We start from the raw sequence: 16,729 nt of genomic DNA, 5'->3' as shown, positions 1-16,729 counted from the left end.
CAAGTGTCAGCCGCGCGTTACACCTGCTGCACCATAATCGCCCCATGGCTTTCCCGCTCCCACCCGCCACGCCGTGGCGGCCCAGCCTGTTTTTGCGCCTCAGCGCCGCTCTGCACGGGCTGGCGCTGCTTGCCGTGCTGGCTTGGCCAAGCCAGTGGCCGGTGTGGCTGGGCTGGGTGGTGGCCAACCACGTGATCCTGGCCACGGCCGGCCTGTGGCCGCGCAGCCGCCTGCTGGGCGCCAACCTCACGCGCCTGCCGCCCGAGGCCGCCGCGCGCGGCGAAGTGGCCCTGACTTTTGACGATGGGCCAGACCCGCTCGTCACCCCGCAGGTGCTGGCCCAGCTGGACGCCGCGGGCGCGCGCGCCACCTTCTTCTGCGTGGGCGATCAACTGCGCCGGCACCCCGATCTGGCGCGCGACATCGTGCGGCGCGGCCACCATATCGAAAACCACACCGACACCCACCCCAATCTTTTTGCCGCCATGGGCTGGCGGCGCATGGCCCAGCAGGTGGCGGGCGGGCAGGCGGCGGTAGAGGCGGTGACGGGCAGAGCGCCGCGGTTTTTTCGCGCCGTTGCCGGGCTGCGCAACCCTTGGCTTGACCCGATTCTGGCGCGGCAAGGCCTGCGCCTGGCCGCCTGGACGCGCCGCGGCTACGACACGCGCACCGGCGACGCCGAGGCGGTTTACCAGCGCCTCACACGCGGCCTGGCGGCGGGCGATGTATTGCTGATGCACGACGGCCACGCCGCACCCACGCCGAGCGGCCAGCCTGTCGTGCTGGCGGTGTTGCCGCGCGTGCTGGCGGCGTTGCAGGCCCAGGGCCTGCGCTGCGTACCGCTGGCGGACGCAGTGCCAGAGACAACAACTATGGAGTGGCGAGGGATCACCGTATGAACAACGAATACGGCGGCGCCGTAATGGGAGGCGGCTCCACCACCGTGTTTGACGCTGCGCCTGCGCGTGCGCGCCACGCCAGTCGCGGCGCACCCGCGGCGGGCTCGGCGCCGGTGCGCGCGCTGCAGCGCCAATTGGTCGATCTGGCCAGCCAGCGCTACCGCAGCAACGGCCGGTTTGCCTACCACTTCGCGCGCGGCAAGCTGGGCGGCGACCCGATGTTCATCGAGCTGCTGCGTCTGGGCGCTTTTTCAGGCCAGCGCGGCGTGGGCACGCGGTTTCTGGATCTGGGTTGCGGGCAGGCGGTGTTTGCGTCGTGGATGGTCGCTGCGCGCGACCTGGCCGATGAAGGCCGCTGGCCCGAGGGCTGGCCCGAGCCGCCCCGCGTGGCCACCGTCCGCGCGCTGGAATTGATGCCCGCCGACGTGGCGCGCGGGCAGGCTGGTTTTGCCGACGAGCCGCGCGTGCAGGTCGAGCACGCCGACATCTGCCAGGCCGATTTCGGCCTGGTGGATGTGGTCACCATCCTGGACGTTGTTCACTACATCCCGCCAGACGCGCAAGACGGCGTGCTGCAGCGCATCCGCACGGCGCTGGCGCCCGGCGGGGTGCTGGTGATGCGGGTGGGCGATGCCTCGGGCGGCTGGCCTTATCGACTGAGCCGCTGGGCCGATCAGACCATCACGCTGGGCCGCGGCCACGGCTGGGCGCGCCTGCACTGCCGGCCTGTCGCGGATTGGTCTGCCGCGCTGCACGCGCTGGGTTTTCAGGTGCACGCCGTTCCCACGCCGGGCGGCCTGCCTTTCGCCAATGTGCTGCTGATCGCCCACGTGCCCCATTCGCCCGCTGAGGGCGCGGCATGACCCAGCCATTGGTACTGAGCGCTTTCACCGCCACCACCGCTCTGGGTGTGGGCAACGCGCCGCTGCTGGCGGCACTGCAGGGCGGCACTTCGGGCCTGAAGCACTGTGACTTCGAAACTGCGCAGATCGCCACCTGGATCGGTGAAGTGCCGGGCGTGAACGGCGTGAAACTGCCGCCCGAGCTGGCCGCCTACGATTGCCGCAACCATCGCCTGGCGCTGCTGGGCTTGCAGGCCGACGGCTTCGAGCAGGCCGCGCGCGCGGCAATCCGCCGCCATGGCGCCGACCGCGTGGCCCTAATTCTGGGCACCAGCACCTCGGGCATCCTTTCGGCCGAAGCGGCGTACCACGAACGCGACGCCGACGGTGCGCTGCCCGCGTGGTTCGACTACCGTGCCACGCACAACACCGGTGCGCTGGCCAGCTTTGTGCGCGATGGGCTGGGCCTGCGCGGCCCGGCGTTCACCATTTCCACCGCCTGCTCGTCATCCGCCAAGGCGTTTGCGGCGGCCGACCGCCTGATCAGCGCCGGGCTGGCCGACGCGGCCATCGTGGGCGGGGTGGATTCGCTGTGCCTGACCACGCTGTACGGCTTTTCGTCGCTGGAGCTGACTTCGCCCGAGCCGTGCCGCCCGGGCGATGCGCACCGGCAAGGCCTGTCGATCGGCGAAGCCGCTGCCTTCGCGCTGCTGGAGCGCGCCGACGCGGCCCCTGAGCAACCCGGCCCCCGCATCGTGCTGGCGGGCTGGGGCGAATCCAGCGACGCGCACCACATGTCGGCACCGCACCCCGAAGGGCGTGGCGCGCGTGCGGCCATGGCGCAGGCGCTGCAGCGCGCGGCGCTGTCGCCCCAGGACATTGGCTACATCAACCTGCACGGCACGGCCACCCCGGCCAACGATTTGTCCGAAGGCCGGGGCGTGGCCGCCGTGTTTGCCGACCATCCGGCCGTGCCCAGCAGCTCCACCAAAGGCATGACGGGCCACACGCTGGGCGCGGCGGGCGCGGTGGAAGCGGTGGTCAGCGCGCTGGCGCTGCAACACGGCCTGCTGCCCGGGAGCGTGGGCATGCAAACGCCTGACCCGGCCATTCCGCTCAACATTGTTTCAGTGCCCCAGCGCTTGCCCAGCCTGCGCCACGTGCTATCAAATTCATTCGGCTTTGGCGGCAGCAACGCCAGCCTGGTGCTGTCGCGGCAGGAGGTGGCATGAATACCGATTGCCTCAGCGTCTGGGTGGAAGGTGTCGGCATCGTGGCGCCGGGCCTGAATGGCTGGCCCCACGCCGCAGCGGTGTTGAAGGGCGAGGAGGCGTACGTCGCCGCCGCTACCGTCTTACCCGCGCCCGAAGTGCTGCCCGCAGCCGAGCGCCGCCGCGCCAGCCGCATCGTCAAGGCCACGCTGGCCGCTGGCCTGCAGGCCTGCCAGATGGCTGGGCGCGACCCGGCCAGTCTGGCCAACGTGTTCGCCGCATCAGGCGGCGACGGCCACAACTGCCACGCGCTGTGCGAACAGCTGGCCAGCGGCGATGGGCAGATCTCGCCCACGCGCTTTCACAACTCGGTGCACAACGCGGCATCGGGCTACTGGTCCATCGCCACCGGCGCCACCCCCGCCGCGCAGGTGCTGGGCGCGTACGACGCCAGCTTTGGCGCGGGTTTGCTAGAGGCGATCGTGCAGGCGCACACCTCGCAGGCCCCCATCCTGCTGGTGGCCGGTGACAGCGAATACCCGCCGCCGCTGCATGCCAAGCGGCCTATTGCAGATACGTCAGCGCTGGCGCTGGTGCTGTCGCCCACGCGCGGCCCGCGCGCGCTGGCCGAGCTGCGCCTGCCGCGCCGGGGCGCACTGCGCGATGGCGAAGCTACCGCGCTGGCGGCTGTGTTGAGCGGCGCCAACCCGACCTTGGTGGCCGCCACCGCTGGCATACCGCCCTTGTTGGGCTTGCCCTTGGTGGCGGCGATGCTGCGCCCGGCAAATCAACCGCTAGAGGTCAACGTTGAATACCTGCCGCCGCAGGTGCTGCAAGTCACCGTAGTGCCGATGGCGGGCGCCGTGCATCCAGCACCTGCGCACGCATGAGCGCCGACACCGTTTTTGACGCCGCTGCCGGCCAGGGCCGCGACTGGATCGCAGCGCGCATCCCGCACCAGGGCCGCATGTGCCTGCTGGACCGGGTGGATCGCATGTCGGCGACCGAATCCGTCTGCAGCGCCATCAGCCACACCGACGCCGACAACCCGCTGCGCGAAGGCGGCCGCCTGGGCGCCGCCTGCGGCATCGAGTACGCCGCGCAGGCCATGGCGCTGCATGGCGCTCTGGCGGCGCAGGCGCGCCAGGTGCCTGCGCCCACCATGGGTTTTTTGGTCAGCGTGCGGTCGGTTGCGCTGCACGTGCCGCGCCTGGACGACGTGCCCGGCCGGCTGACTGTGCAAGCCCGCAGCGATGCCGACAACGGCGACCACAGTGTCTATACGTTCGCGATCAGCGCCGAGGATGGTCGCCCGCTGGTCGATGGCCGCGCCGTGGTCATGCTGGACGCTGCCCCTCTTGTTTCGTCATGACAGCTTCTGAACACCTCAAAGCGCCCGCGCGTCGCAAGGCCTTGGTCACGGGCGCCAGTGGCGCCCTCGGCGGCGCCATTGCGCGCACGCTGGCGGCAGACGGCTTTCATGTGCTGGCGCACGCCAACACGGGCCGCGCCGCGGTGGAGGCGCTGGTGGCCGAGCTGCAAGCGGCTGGCCACTCGGCCGAGGCGCTGGTGTTCGACGTGACCGATGCCGCTGCCTGCGCGGCCGCGCTGGCCGAGGTGTTGGCGCGCGGCCCGGTACAGGTGCTGGTGGCCAACGCGGGCGTGCACGACGATGCGGTTTTCGCGGGGATGACGCCGTTGCAATGGCAGCGCGTGATCGACGTGAACCTGAACGGTTTTTACAACGTGGCCCAGCCCCTGATGCTGCCCATGCTGCGCACGCGCTGGGGGCGCATTGTCGCCATCACGTCGGTGGCCGGGCAGGCGGGCAACCGGGGGCAGGTCAACTACGCGGCGGCCAAGGGCGCGCTGCACGCGGCCGTGAAATCGCTGGCGCTGGAATGCGCCAGCCGAGGCGTGACGGTGAACGCGGTGGCGCCGGGCATCATCGCCAGCGACATGAGCGCGGGTGCGTTCGACGCCGACGCCATCAAGCGCATGGTGCCCATGCAGCGCGCTGGCCAGCCGCAAGAGGTGGCCGATCTGGTGGCGTTTTTGGCTTCAGACCGCGCCGCCTACATCAGCGGGCAGACCATCGGCATCAACGGGGCGCTGTATCAGTAAGCGTGGGGCTGGCGCCGCTGCGGCGTGACGAACGTTTGACGCGAAGACAAACGAAGTTTGATGCTATTATATAAATAGCTGCCGGCGCTGGTGGGTAGGGCGCCAGAGCCGTTTTTAATGCTTCATGTTCGGCCGCTCTGAAGGCAGCAGGCGGCGCCCCAGCAGAACCGGCAGACGCACCAGAAAACCCAAAAACAGGCGCGCGTGCATCCATGTCAGCAAGGTGTTGTCGCGCAGGTATTTGAAGTGCGACACACCGCCTTCGTCGGCTGAAAAGTAGCGCACGCGCGCCGGCAGGTTGACCGGCGGCACGCCCGCCCATGCCAAGCGCACGGCGGCTTCGGGGTCAAAGTCAAAGCGGCGCATGAAGCGCTGGCCGCGCATCACGCGGATCAGCGGCGCGATGGGGTAGACGCGAAACCCGAAGAGCGAATCGCCAATGCCTGCGCCCAGCGTTTCCAGGTTAGCCCAGCCGTTCGACACCTTGCGCCCCAGCACGCGGATGCGCGGCGCCTCGGCACCGAATTGCGGCACGCCCAGCACCATGGCTTGCGGCGCTGCCTGCGACGCGTGCATGAACTGCTCGATCAGCTCGGCCGGGTGCTGGCCGTCAGAATCCATGGTCAGGGCGTGGGTGAAGCCTTCGCGAGCCGCCAGTTCAATACCATGCAGCACGGCCGCACCTTTTCCGCGGTTTTCGGGCAGCACGATCACGCGCAGCCCAGGGTCTTGCGCGGCCTGTGCGCGCAGCCAGTCGGCGCTGCCGTCGGTGCTGCCGTCCACCACCACCCACACGGGCGACCAGTGCGCGCGTGCAGCGTGCAGGGTGTCGCGCAACTTGACGCCTGGGTTGTAGCTGGGAATCAGCACCATGTGCGTGGCGGAGGCGGCTGGTGCCGCGCCTTCCGTCTGGGCCTTGGGGCGTTCAGGTTCAGCCATGGCCGTTGATTTCTTCGTTGATCGCAGCGTGCCCGGTGGTTTCGGGGGCGGTGCCCAGTGCACGGGCCAGCACGTCGCGCACGTCTGTGCCAAAGCGTTGGGCGTCGGCGGTGGCGATGTGCATCTGCCCCGCGTGGCGCACGCGCACGTGCAGTGGCAGCTGGGGCGGCCGGGTCAGCGGCCAGTGTTTGCCCAGGTAGGGCGAACTCATCTCGATCACGACGACATCAATGGGCACGTCCGCGCGCGCTGCAATCACGCCTGCGGTAGCCGCGCAGGGGCCGACCGGCGGCGCCGAGGTGCGCGTGCCCTCGGGAAAGATGATCAGCCGCGCGCCGTCGCGCAGTTCGGCAATGGCGCTGCGGATCATGGGCAGCGGCGCGTCGTTGACGATGTAGCGGGCCATTCGGGCGCCCGCGCCCAGGAACAGGTTGTGCATCAGCAGCGCCTTCATGATGCACACCGCGTTGGGCAGGTGCGAGACGAGCAGCACGGCGTCTAGCAGGGAAGGGTGGTTGGCCACCACGATCATCGGCCCGGGGCGGCGCGCCAGCTCGTCCAGCGCTTTGAGGTCAAAGCGGCAGCTGCAAAGCAGTTGTAGCAGCTCGACGTAAAGCCGAAACCCGGTTTGAATGGCGCGCCGGCCGATGCGCTTGCCAATGGGCTGTGGCAGCAGGGGGCCGAGCACCATGGCGAAGGGCGTCCACGTCAGGCAAATGACCGCCAGCAGGCCGAGGCCCAGCACCATGGCCGCACCTTCGGCAGCGCGGCGGAAAATCGCGAGGGGGCGGGTCATAGTGGCTGTGGCATGCCCAGGACTGCACAGGGCGCTACTTGCAGCGCGCACCCTCGGGCCCGACTCATTCCGACGCGGCACCCTCGTGTTGGGCGCCAGCGGGGCGGCGATCTGAAGCCCGTCGCGCGGCGCAGCCAACCACCACGCTGCGGCGGTCGCCACGCGGCAGTGAGGATGCGCCGATGAGGGCATGCGGAGAAAGACGGGTCATAGTGATCGGCCGGCGGGTGGCGCGGGCCGTTGCTCCTAGGGTTGCAATTGATTATTGCATCGCCACCCAGCTCAAACTGGCTTGGCGCGGCGCAACGAAGCCCAGCCGATGCCAATACCCAACGCCACACCGGCCAGCACATCCAGCAGCAAGTGCTGTTTGGTGGCCAGGGTAGAGAAGACAATGCCCAGGCACCACGCCACATTGACGGCATTCAGCCACGCTGGGGCGCGAACCTGCGTCAGGATGGCCTGGAGCCACATGCACGACATGACCGAGGCCGCCACATGCAGCGACGGGCATGCGTTGCCGGTGCTGTCGACGGCGTAGAGCATCGCAAACAGCCCGTTGCTGGCTGGCCGAACGCCCACGGCGTCAGACACCGAGGTGGGCCAGACCAAAAATACCAGCAAGGCGATCAGGCACAGCACGCTGATGGCGCCTGTGTAACGCAGCAGGCGAGGTTTGTCCGGTTGCAGCGCGACCGGCAGCGCGGTGTACACCCACAGGGACAGGTACAGGGTGATCGTCCATGGCTGAAAGCCGATCCAATCGTCCAGCGCCGTGGCGGGAATCTGAGTGACCGCAAACAGGGGGTTCTTTTGTAGCCACAGATACAGCTGGAAGAACACCACCAAAAACACGGTGTTGCCCAAGGCCTTGAGCCACCAGAGCGTGGCCACTCGGGTGCGAAGAGAGCGCAGCCAGCCGCGCGAATCGGCGCCGTATGGGGCGGAATTCAAGCGGCCACCTCAGGTGTGCGCCCCTCACGTGCGCCAGACCACGCCATCGCCAGCAGCAAAGCGAGCAGGGCGCCGGGCCCAACCGTGGCGCCGATAGCGTGCAGCACCGGCACTTGCGACCAGGCCAGAATGCCAAACCCGATCATGGTGGAAACGTTGGCCAGGGCCAGCGAAGCCAGGGCCGCGGCCTGCGTGCGGCTCAGGCCGCGCTGGAGCGCGCCTTGGGTCAAGGCCGAGGCAGGGCCGAAGCTCTGATCAAAGAAGAGCGCGTAGTTGGAGCCCACCGCCACGATCAGGAGGAGGCCCACCAAGTGCAACAGCGTCAGCGCCGTACCCGCCAGAACGTGCGCCGCCATCACGATCACCACAGCACCCACCAGTGGCATAAGCACCCGCGCGATCCGCGCCGGTTGCCGCAGTGCCAAGGCCAGCAGCAAAACCACACCGACTACGCCGGCCACCGAGAAGACCAGTGCCTCGTTCAAGTACTGGCCAAACATTTCGGTGGCCTGCCGGTCCATGTCCAGAAAGTAGGCTTGTTGACGCGGTTCTGCGTGGCCAAGGGCAGCTTCGATGGCTGATCGGGCCGCTTGTGCCTTGGCTGCGCCTTCTGGCAGGGCGACGGGCATCAGCACGGCCCAACCGCTGTCACGATGAAGCAGCAGCGACTGAAGCAGAAACTCGAAGCTGGTGCCCTTGAGCGTTTGCAGGGTAATGGGCGCCGCCGCCTTGGCCGCTTGAACATCCTCGACGAACGGCTGAAACCGATCTGCCTTGACGGGCAGCGCGGCCACCGCCTGCCGTAGGCGGTCAGATAGCTCGGCGCTGTCGGGCAGCGCACTGCGTCGGCTTTGCTGCGCGGCGGTGCTCGGCAGAAAGTGCGCGGGATTGTCGATGCGTGCGATGGTCCCGCTCTGTACGAGCGGCGCGAGGCTGGCCTCAACCTGTTCCCCAGCTTGCAGCGCCTGATCGGCCGTGGGCGCGGACACCACGAGCATGTGGCTCAAGTCGGGCGCACCCGCTTCGCGCCGCAGGCGTTCGTCGAGCTTTTGCAGATTCAGGGGCGCAGGGTTCAGGCCGGAGAGGCCCTTCGCCCAAAGGCGATCGTGGTTGACCAGAACGATGGCCAACGAAGCCACGGCCAACAGCGCGGCCAGCCACTTGAGCCGACGCACCTGCAGGCTTACGCCGGCCATCTTTCCGCCCAGCCAATGGATGCTGGAGTCCGGCACGGGGCGCGCCGGAAGCACGGGCAGCACGAAGCGGGTGACCGCCGCCGCAGTCAGCAGACCCGCGATCGAATACACCCCGAGCTGTGCCAGACCGGGAAAGCTGGAGAAGAGCAGCGCCGCAAAGCCGCAGATCGAAGTGGCCACGCCCAGGCGGATGGTCGGCCAGTATTCGCGTCGCCAGTTCGCGTTGTTGCCCGACTGCACAAGGTAGTAGATGCTGTAGTCCAGCGTTTCGCCCAGCAGGGTCGTGCCAAATCCCACGGTGATGGCGTGCACGGTTCCAAAGCCCAGCGACACCGCCACCACGGCCACCACAATGCCTGTCAGCACGGGGATCAGGCCGATGACCACGTTGCGAGCGGACCGATAGAAGGCCAGCATGATCGTGAGGATGGCCAGCCCGCCGACCAGCGAGAGGCGCTCAATCTCGGCGCGGATGGTGCGACGCGCATCGACCGAGAAGACGGGCGTGCCCGACATCAGCAGGCGCACGTCGGCGCCCTCGCGCGCCGCGTCAAAAGCCGAGCGGATGCGTGCCAGCACCTGCTCTTGTGCGTCGGTATCTGTCCCGGGCGCCGCCGTCATCGCCACCAGCAGGGCGATGTCGCCAGAGGCGGACGTCCACACGCCGTCTTGTGACGATGGCATGCGGCCGTTGGTCATGCGTTCGATCAGCGCCGGCAGTTCGCCCGTGGGGTCTTGCGGAAAGATGGCTTTCAGCAACAGACCGGCCGAGCCGCCCAATGCGTTGATGGAGCCCTGGATGGCGCCACGCAATCCCTCTGCACTGAAGCGCTCTGCCGTGACCCGCGGGCTGAGCAGGTAGCGCGACTGCATCAGGTAGTGTTGATCGAGCTCGCGGCTGGCGGCGTCACCATTGACCACGCTGGCGAAAGCGCCGTCGGCTCGCATCGCCTTGGCCAGGCGCTCGGATGTGGCGGCCCGGGTGGCCGAGTCGCCACCCTCGATACCCATCAACACCATGCGCGACAGGGCACCATCCTTGATCTGGTCGACCAGAAGGCGCTGATGCTCATCCGGGTTGCTTGGGAGAAACGCCGACATGTCGGTGCTAAGGCGTGCGCCTTTCAACACCCACAGGCTCACCACAACCAGGATCAGCCAGACAGCGATAACCGCGTACCGGGCTGGCGCGCTGACAGGTCGATCGAGGGGAAAGCCGGGCGATCCGGAACCTTCAGCGCGCATCGGGCGTGATCGCGATCACAGACTTGTCGCCATCCGCTTGCAAGGTCTCGACCGTGCTCAGCCCCTTGTCCGATCCTTGAACCTTGATCTGCTTGACCCAGCGTTTCATGCGGTCGTCCAACGGGGTCAGCACGAGGCGCCAGTCGCGCTCGGTACCGGACAAAGCCAGCGCGTAGTGCTGCTCCAGCAGACTGCGGTTGCCCACGAGGGTGCCCCGCAAGGCCTCGACGAAGGCCAGTACCTCGGGGTACTGTGGCAACCTGAGCTGCCGCTTGACGCCATCGCGCACCACAGTCAGATCATTGCCCCGAATGACCAACGACTCTGGAACGGGCTTGAGCGTGTTCTTCTCAAGCCGATCAGGCGGGCTGTAGATCAACTCACCGCTGCTGACCACGGGCTGGTCCAGCACGGACAAGGTCTTGGTTTCCGTGAAGTTGACGCGCCCGCCGGGGTGCTTGGCCAACTGCTGCATCAGCGATGAGATGTCCCACTCAGCCCATGCCGGCCCGCAGAGCGCCAAGGCCAGCGCAGTGATCGCCCAACGGCGGTCGAAAATTCTATGGCTTCCAAAAATCATAAAAATTGAACCAGTTCCAGGGGGCTTCAAGACATTTTTCCTGAAGCAGCTGCACATAGCGCGCCTGTGCATTGCGAATGGCGGCGTTGCGTTCAGCGGGCGGCACGTCTTGAAAATCAGCCACCGGCGCAAAGAAAAGATGGTACCGGTTGCCACCGAGGTAAACGCCCGCCATGAAAACCACGGGCGCCCGCAAAAGCGCGGCCAGCCGGAAAGGCCCTTCGGGAAACTCGGCCGGCGAACCCAGGAAATCCAGCGACGTGGTGCCGCCTTCTCCGGCGACGCTGCGGTCGGCCAGAATGCCGACGCACCCACCTTCAGCCAACTGGTCGCGCACCCGCAGGATGGAGTCAGACCGCCCCAGGGCAATCACGCTGTCCGTCAAGGCTGGGTTGATGGCCGCCAGAGTCTGCGTGACCATGCGCGCGTTGTCGGGGTACATCAGCATGCGCACGTTCAGGCCGTTGCGCTGACCGAGCACACGCAGCGCCTCAAAGCTGCCGAAATGGGCGCCCATGAAAATCACCCCGCGCCCGGCGGCCTGGTACGCCTGCACCATCGCCTCACCCGTGATGCGAATATCGAAGAGTTCGTGTTGATCGCTGAGCCAATAGACGCGGTCGTGCACGACCGAGGCGAACGACATGACGTGGCGGAAGCCGTCCTTGATCCGCGCTTCACGACCCAGCGCTCGCGTCAGATACTGCTTGCTTGCCCGCTTGGCTGCCGGCGCAAACAAAACAAAGTAGGCAGCGATGGGGTAAAGCACCCAGCGGCTGACGCGCCTGCCCAGGTTCAGCGAAAGCCAACGCATCAGGCGCATGACCGCGAAGGAGCTTCGCTCGGGGCGCTGCGCCCACTCGCTGGCTTGCCGCTCGTCTGGCGGCGACAGGGGGGTCAAGCTGCTGGCCCCAATGCGAGGGAGCCGGTGCACACCGTGCGCGTGCCGCTCGTCAAATCAAAGCGGACGGTCGCGCCAGTCACTGTCGCACGCAGGGCGAAAGCATCGTCCGGTAGCGCCGCATTCAGAAATTTCACCTGCTTGACCGCCAAGACGCGCTCGTGCATGGCGCCCTCGACTTCCAGGATGACCCTATCAAGCAACGCCGCACCTGGTACGACAACCTGCCGCAGGAAATGCCCGGCAAACCGTGCCGAGGCGTGTTGGCAAGTGAAATTGACGGTGAGCGTCTGATCCATAGGCGGTAATGCGCTCATGGTGCTGGCGCCGCGGCTCTGGCGCGTTGAAAAAGCGCTTGCAACTCGTTCGCGAGCACCTTACCCGTGGCGTTGCGCGGCAGCGCATCCACTTTCAGCAGCGGACGTGGCAAGAACGCCGGATCAACGGCATGGCGAAGGGCTGTGGTGATGTCGTTCACGCTCAACGCCGGTGCGACGACGAGCGCGGCCAAGCGTTGAATGCTCTCAGGCGGCGACGCGGATGACGCATGCGGCAACAGATAGCAAGCATCCACCACACCCGGCAACCCGCGCAAGGTGGCAGACAGCGCCGCCAGCGACGCGCGTTTACCAGCGATGTTCACCATGTCGCTGTGCCGATCGCCCAGCCGGAACAAATCGCCGCCAAGGTGTGAGATCTGGTCTGTCAGCGCGACGCGACCCTCGACATGCCCGCCACTGACCCAGGCGCCGCTCTCATCAGACGCCATGGAAAGGCCGGGAAGCAACTGCCAAACTGGGCCGGACACCGTGCGGCGGCTGGCGACTTGGCCGCTTTCAGTACAGCCATAGATCTCAAAGAGCGGGCTTGAAAACAGCGCCTCGGCCGTGGTCGCCAACTCGGTGGACAGTGGCGCCGTAGCGCACAGCAGCAGGTCGCACTCAGGCACTTCGGTGCCCGAGCCCACCAGGTTGGATAGGTGGTAGGGCGTGGTTACCAACATGCGTGGGCGTGGCGAAGCCGCCAGCGCTGCCGCAATGTCGGCTGGATAAAAAGGCTTGCCACGCCAAACGGATGAGCCTCCGTGCATTGCCAGCAGCACGCTGGATTCAAAGCCGTACATGTGCTGCGCTGGCACCGTAGCCACGATGGTGTGGCCTGCGGAGCCCAGCCGAGCGGCCTCAGAGGCGCCGTTGACGCAAAGGCGCCCCCAGGTCTTGGCGTGTGCGGTGGGTTCGCCCGTGCTGCCCGACGTGAAGACGATGGCTGCGATCTGGTTGACGTCGATCTCAGGGGCGGTCACCTCACCTGCGTCAAGTGGCTCTTGCGTGTCCGAAATGCGCCACTCGCGCAGGCCTTCGGCCCGTTGGGTGCCGTCATGAAGGCAAATGATGTCGGGATACCGATCTTGTATCTGCTGGAGCGTGCCCGCAGTGAAGCTGGACGGCATCAGCGTCGGTCTGCCGCTGATCAGCGCTGCCGCGAATCCCAGCATGAATAGGTAACGATCCTGGCAGGTGTTGACCACGTACCGGCTTGGCGGAAGCGATTGCGCGATCCGCACCACGCTGCGATAGAAGGCGTCGACGGTGACCGCGCCGCTTTCATCCCATGCCAAAGCGTCGCCATTGGTATGGCTGGTCAGTGGGCGTGTCTCAACACTCATGCCGTACCTTGCTCGGGGTGGGGGCTTTGCTCTGGGTACGGGCCTGGACTGCGCGCCATGTGCCAGCGAGCCCAACGCGATCCTTTGGCGGCAAAAAGCGACTTCTGCATAGGTTTTCAATCAAGAAGAAGCACGCCGTCAACGCCGGGCCGACCATCGTCGAGAAAGCAATCCAGGTCGTGAACTCCGCCAGCGCGAACAAAACAATAGAAGTCAGGACGATCAAACCAAAGAACAACGCCCAAGCCTTGGTGACCTGCCGGGTGTACCAAAGCAGTTGCGGGGTCATGTCTTCATGAACCCAACTGGCAAACTCGGTGCACAGCGGCGTTCGGCCCGGCAGCAGCGTTCTCGCAAAGAGCCAGCACAAGGTCGTATGCACACCCAGATGGTCCGCAAGGTAGACCAGGCGCACATTGTTGAGCAACGGCTGCCATGCAATGGCCAGAAACAATACGACAGCGACAAGCGGTAATGCGCGGACAACGCGTTGCACAACAGGCGCCTCACCTTGTACGGCCCCTTTGGCCACCACGGCGGTCAGCGAGACAAAGGGAACCGCCGCCAGAATGAGGGTCAACGCGGAGGGGTGTCTGCTGCTCCAGAACACCGCGATGGCGTACGCACAAACGCCAAGCCCTGTCAGAACAAGTGGCAGAGGCAACCCTGTACTGCTGGCACGGTGATGCATTGACTCAGGTTTTCCGGTGCGCAGCGATATGGCGCGCCAGATTGCGCAGTGAAGAATAGATGGCCTCGTTGTTCTCGTCGTCAGCACGGAGTTGAAACCCGTACTTCTTGGAGACTGCCAGTGCCACTTCAAGAATATCGATGGAATCCAGACCCAGCCCGTCGCCGTACAGCGGCGTGTCGGGAGCAATGTCTTCGGGCGCCATGTCCAGGTTCAGGGATGTGACCAAAAGTTGGGCAACTTCGCGGATGAGGAGGTCTTCAGAGGGCGCGGGCGCAGTGCTGTTCATGGGAATGTTGTCGTACTAACTTAAGCAAAATTATCGCCCAAGCGAAAAGGCAGTTCCGCTGCTTGCGCCTCTGACGGTATCAACAGACGCGAGCCGCGATGTACAGTCCTCGCCACACAGAAGCTTCGAGTGACATCAAGGCGCGTTTGTGGTAGAATAATCACAATTCACGACCAAATGGGCGGGTTTATACCGTCCTTTTTTTTGCCTGTCGTTTTTTGAGCGGCGGGCCGAGGTGGCTTCTTTCAGTGGCGCTGCAGCAGACAATAGACGATACCGTGCGGGGGTTGGGTTACGACCTGGTGGAAATCGAGCGTTCCGCCGGTGGATTGCTGCGCGTCACTATCGATTTCCCGTGGTCTGCGGACGCCCAGCCCGCCCCCATTACCGTGGAAGACTGCGAACGTGTCACACGGCAGCTGCAGTATGTGCTCGAGGTGGAGGGGGCCGATTACCGCCGTCTGGAGGTTTCGTCCCCCGGCATCGATCGGCCTTTGCGCAATGCGCAGGATTTCGAGCGCTTCACAGGCGAGGTGGTTGATCTGACGCTCAAGGCGCCCATCGGCACCAGTGCAGAGGGATTGGTCAGTGCCAACCGCAAGAAGTTTCGTGGCGCCTTGCAAAAAGGGGTGGATGGCGGCTGGCAGATCGTCTGGCGCGATGAGGCGCCGGTCAAGCCTGGTCAGCGCGTCAGCGCCAAGCGCCCGCAAGCGCCCGAGCAAGTGCTCGGCTTCACGTTGGACGAACTGAGTTCAGCGCGCCTGGCGCCGCTGGTGGATTTCAAGGGGCGCAAGCCTGCAGAAGGCCAATCCTGAGCGCGAGCAGGGTTCGCCTGTGGTTGAAGGCGCGTCAGGCGCTCTCATTTCAAGAGTTAAAGAACGAGTTGACAGACATATGAACCGCGAAATGTTGATGCTGGTTGAGGCAATCTCGCGCGAGAAAAACGTGGAGCGCGACGTCGTGTTCGGCGCCGTCGAAGCCGCACTGGCCCAGGCTGCCAAGAAGCTCTATCAGGGTGAAGTCGATATGCGCGTCGCGGTGGACCGCGACACGGGCGACTACGAAACCTTCCGCCGCTGGCACGTGGTGCCTGATGAGGCGGGCCTGCAGTTGCCCGAGCAGGAAATCCTGCTGTTCGAGGCCAAAGAGCAGATTCCCGACATCGAGGTGGACGAATACATTGAAGAGCCGGTGGAGTCCGTGCCCATCGGGCGCATTGGCGCGATGGCCGCCAAGCAGGTCATCCTGCAGAAGATCCGCGACGCCGAGCGCGAGATGCTGCTCAACGATTTCATGAGCCGTGGCGAGAAGATCTTCACCGGCACCGTCAAGCGCATGGACAAGGGCGACATCATTGTCGAGTCTGGCCGTGTGGAAGGGCGCCTGCGCCGAAGCGAGATGATCCCCAAGGAGAACCTGCGCAGTGGCGACCGCGTGCGCGCCATGATCATGGAAGTCGATCTCACCCTGCGCGGTGCGCCGATTCTGCTGTCGCGCTCGGCGCCCGAGTTCATGGTCGAGCTGTTCACTCAGGAAGTGCCTGAGATCGAGCAAGGTCTTCTCGAGATCAAAAGCTGCGCCCGCGACCCAGGCAGCCGCGCCAAGATCGCGGTGATCAGCCACGACAAGCGTGTCGATCCGATTGGCACTTGCGTTGGCGTGCGTGGTACGCGCGTCAATGCGGTCACCAACGAGCTGGCTGGCGAGCGAGTGGACATTGTGTTGTGGTCCGAAGACCCGGCTCAGTTCGTGATTGGCGCCTTGGCGCCTGCCAACGTGTCTTCCATCGTCGTGGACGAGGAAAAGCACGCCATGGACGTGGTTGTGGACGAGGAAAACCTGGCCATCGCCATCGGGCGTGGTGGGCAAAACGTGCGTCTGGCGTCTGATCTAACCGGTTGGAAGATCAACATCATGGACGCGAACGAATCGGCGCAAAAGCAGGAAGAAGAGACTTCTTCGCTGCGCAAGCTGTTCATGGAAAAGCTGGATGTCGACGAGGAGATCTCCGACATCCTGATCGAGGAAGGTTTCACCAGCCTGGAAGAAGTGGCCTATGTGCCTATTCAGGAAATGCTGGACATCGAGAGCTTCGATGAAGAGACCGTGAACGAACTGCGCGCACGCGCCAAGGATGCGCTGCTCACCCAGGAAATCGTGCGTGAGGAAAGCGTTGACTCGGTTTCGCAGGATCTGCGCGACCTGGAAGGGCTGACGCCCGAATTGATTGCCAAGCTCGCCGAAGCCGGCGTGCAAACCCGTGACGACTTGGCCGACCTGGCGGTGGACGAACTCACCGACATCACTGGCCAGTCCGAGGACGATGCCCGCGCCCTGATCGTGAAGGCGCGAGAGCACTGGTTCACGGACCAAGAGTAAAGATCATGGAGACTACG

At 65.7% G+C, this 16,729-nt stretch carries 18 protein-coding genes; 8 read left to right on the top strand and 10 right to left on the bottom strand.

Annotated elements, in window-relative coordinates; all coding sequences use genetic code 11:
- Positions 1-44: 44 nt before the first annotated feature.
- From C6570_RS12215 to fabG, 6 genes are read left to right on the top strand one after another with little or no spacing between them, the layout of a single operon-like run.
- On the top strand, positions 45-899 hold the full coding sequence (locus C6570_RS12215) for a polysaccharide deacetylase family protein (protein WP_106703461.1): 855 nt from the start codon (positions 45-47) through the stop codon (positions 897-899).
- Positions 896-1,762 (top strand): class I SAM-dependent methyltransferase, encoded by an 867-nt coding sequence (locus C6570_RS12210; RefSeq protein ID WP_245896182.1) that lies wholly within the window; start codon positions 896-898, stop codon positions 1,760-1,762. The genes C6570_RS12215 and C6570_RS12210 overlap by 4 nt, the downstream gene beginning before the upstream one ends.
- Entirely contained in the window at positions 1,759-2,973 is a 1,215-nt protein-coding gene (locus tag C6570_RS12205; RefSeq protein WP_106703460.1) for a beta-ketoacyl-[acyl-carrier-protein] synthase family protein, read from the top strand. Before C6570_RS12210 ends, C6570_RS12205 begins: the two co-directional genes overlap by 4 nt.
- Complete coding sequence (locus tag C6570_RS12200) at positions 2,970-3,842, top strand: beta-ketoacyl synthase chain length factor (protein ID WP_106703459.1); 873 nt, start codon at positions 2,970-2,972, stop codon at positions 3,840-3,842. Before C6570_RS12205 ends, C6570_RS12200 begins: the two co-directional genes overlap by 4 nt.
- Complete coding sequence (locus C6570_RS12195; protein WP_106703458.1) at positions 3,839-4,324, top strand: hotdog family protein; 486 nt, start codon at positions 3,839-3,841, stop codon at positions 4,322-4,324. Before C6570_RS12200 ends, C6570_RS12195 begins: the two co-directional genes overlap by 4 nt.
- Positions 4,321-5,076, top strand: coding sequence for a 3-oxoacyl-ACP reductase FabG (gene fabG, locus C6570_RS12190; protein WP_106703457.1), 756 nt, complete (start codon positions 4,321-4,323; stop codon positions 5,074-5,076). The genes C6570_RS12195 and fabG overlap by 4 nt, the downstream gene beginning before the upstream one ends.
- A gap of 114 nt (positions 5,077-5,190) precedes the next feature.
- Here the strand turns inward: fabG and C6570_RS12185 are convergent, their stop codons facing one another.
- The 10 genes from C6570_RS12185 to C6570_RS12140 all read right to left on the bottom strand — a co-directional run bounded on the left by C6570_RS12185 (position 5,191) and on the right by C6570_RS12140 (position 14,333).
- Positions 5,191-6,015, bottom strand: coding sequence for a glycosyltransferase family 2 protein (locus C6570_RS12185; protein ID WP_106703456.1), 825 nt, complete (start codon positions 6,013-6,015; stop codon positions 5,191-5,193).
- The gene (locus C6570_RS12180; protein ID WP_106703455.1) at positions 6,008-6,811 is read right to left on the bottom strand and encodes a lysophospholipid acyltransferase family protein; all 804 of its coding nucleotides are present in this window, start codon (positions 6,809-6,811) and stop codon (positions 6,008-6,010) included. The genes C6570_RS12185 and C6570_RS12180 overlap by 8 nt, the downstream gene beginning before the upstream one ends.
- A 282-nt stretch (positions 6,812-7,093) precedes the next feature.
- Entirely contained in the window at positions 7,094-7,765 is a 672-nt protein-coding gene (locus C6570_RS12175; protein ID WP_123812258.1) for a phosphatase PAP2 family protein, read from the bottom strand.
- A complete protein-coding gene (locus C6570_RS12170; RefSeq protein ID WP_211297594.1) occupies positions 7,762-10,062 on the bottom strand; it encodes an MMPL family transporter in 2,301 nt (766 codons plus the stop codon). Before C6570_RS12170 ends, C6570_RS12175 begins: the two co-directional genes overlap by 4 nt.
- Before the next feature lie 133 nt (positions 10,063-10,195).
- Positions 10,196-10,681: a LolA-related protein gene (locus tag C6570_RS12165; RefSeq protein WP_245896181.1), complete on the bottom strand. Its 486-nt coding sequence runs from the start codon at positions 10,679-10,681 to the stop codon at positions 10,196-10,198.
- Positions 10,682-10,766: 85 nt separating this feature from the next.
- The gene (locus C6570_RS12160; RefSeq protein ID WP_245896180.1) at positions 10,767-11,555 is read right to left on the bottom strand and encodes a lysophospholipid acyltransferase family protein; all 789 of its coding nucleotides are present in this window, start codon (positions 11,553-11,555) and stop codon (positions 10,767-10,769) included.
- A gap of 128 nt (positions 11,556-11,683) precedes the next feature.
- Entirely contained in the window at positions 11,684-11,986 is a 303-nt protein-coding gene (locus C6570_RS12155; RefSeq protein WP_106703451.1) for an ApeI family dehydratase, read from the bottom strand.
- Positions 11,987-12,000: 14 nt separating this feature from the next.
- Entirely contained in the window at positions 12,001-13,353 is a 1,353-nt protein-coding gene (locus C6570_RS12150) for an AMP-binding protein (RefSeq protein WP_106703450.1), read from the bottom strand.
- On the bottom strand, positions 13,343-13,933 hold the full coding sequence (locus C6570_RS12145) for a COG4648 family protein (protein ID WP_123812257.1): 591 nt from the start codon (positions 13,931-13,933) through the stop codon (positions 13,343-13,345). The genes C6570_RS12150 and C6570_RS12145 overlap by 11 nt, the downstream gene beginning before the upstream one ends.
- 115 nt (positions 13,934-14,048) lie before the next feature.
- A complete protein-coding gene (locus tag C6570_RS12140; RefSeq protein WP_106703448.1) occupies positions 14,049-14,333 on the bottom strand; it encodes a phosphopantetheine-binding protein in 285 nt (94 codons plus the stop codon).
- 248 nt (positions 14,334-14,581) lie between these two features.
- On the opposite strand from C6570_RS12140, the gene rimP reads away from it, so the two are divergent.
- Both rimP and nusA read left to right on the top strand, forming a co-directional pair.
- The gene (rimP, locus tag C6570_RS12135) at positions 14,582-15,148 is read left to right on the top strand and encodes a ribosome maturation factor RimP (protein ID WP_106703447.1); all 567 of its coding nucleotides are present in this window, start codon (positions 14,582-14,584) and stop codon (positions 15,146-15,148) included.
- Between the two features lie 79 nt (positions 15,149-15,227).
- Positions 15,228-16,712: a transcription termination factor NusA gene (gene nusA, locus C6570_RS12130; RefSeq protein WP_106703446.1), complete on the top strand. Its 1,485-nt coding sequence runs from the start codon at positions 15,228-15,230 to the stop codon at positions 16,710-16,712.
- Positions 16,713-16,729: the final 17 nt, after the last annotated feature.

The organism is Ottowia oryzae (genome assembly GCF_003008535.1).
GTDB classification, from domain to species: Bacteria; Pseudomonadota; Gammaproteobacteria; order Burkholderiales; family Burkholderiaceae_C; genus Ottowia; species Ottowia oryzae.
Note: the sequence above shows the minus strand (reverse complement) of the source record. Positions and strands in the feature narration are given on the sequence as shown.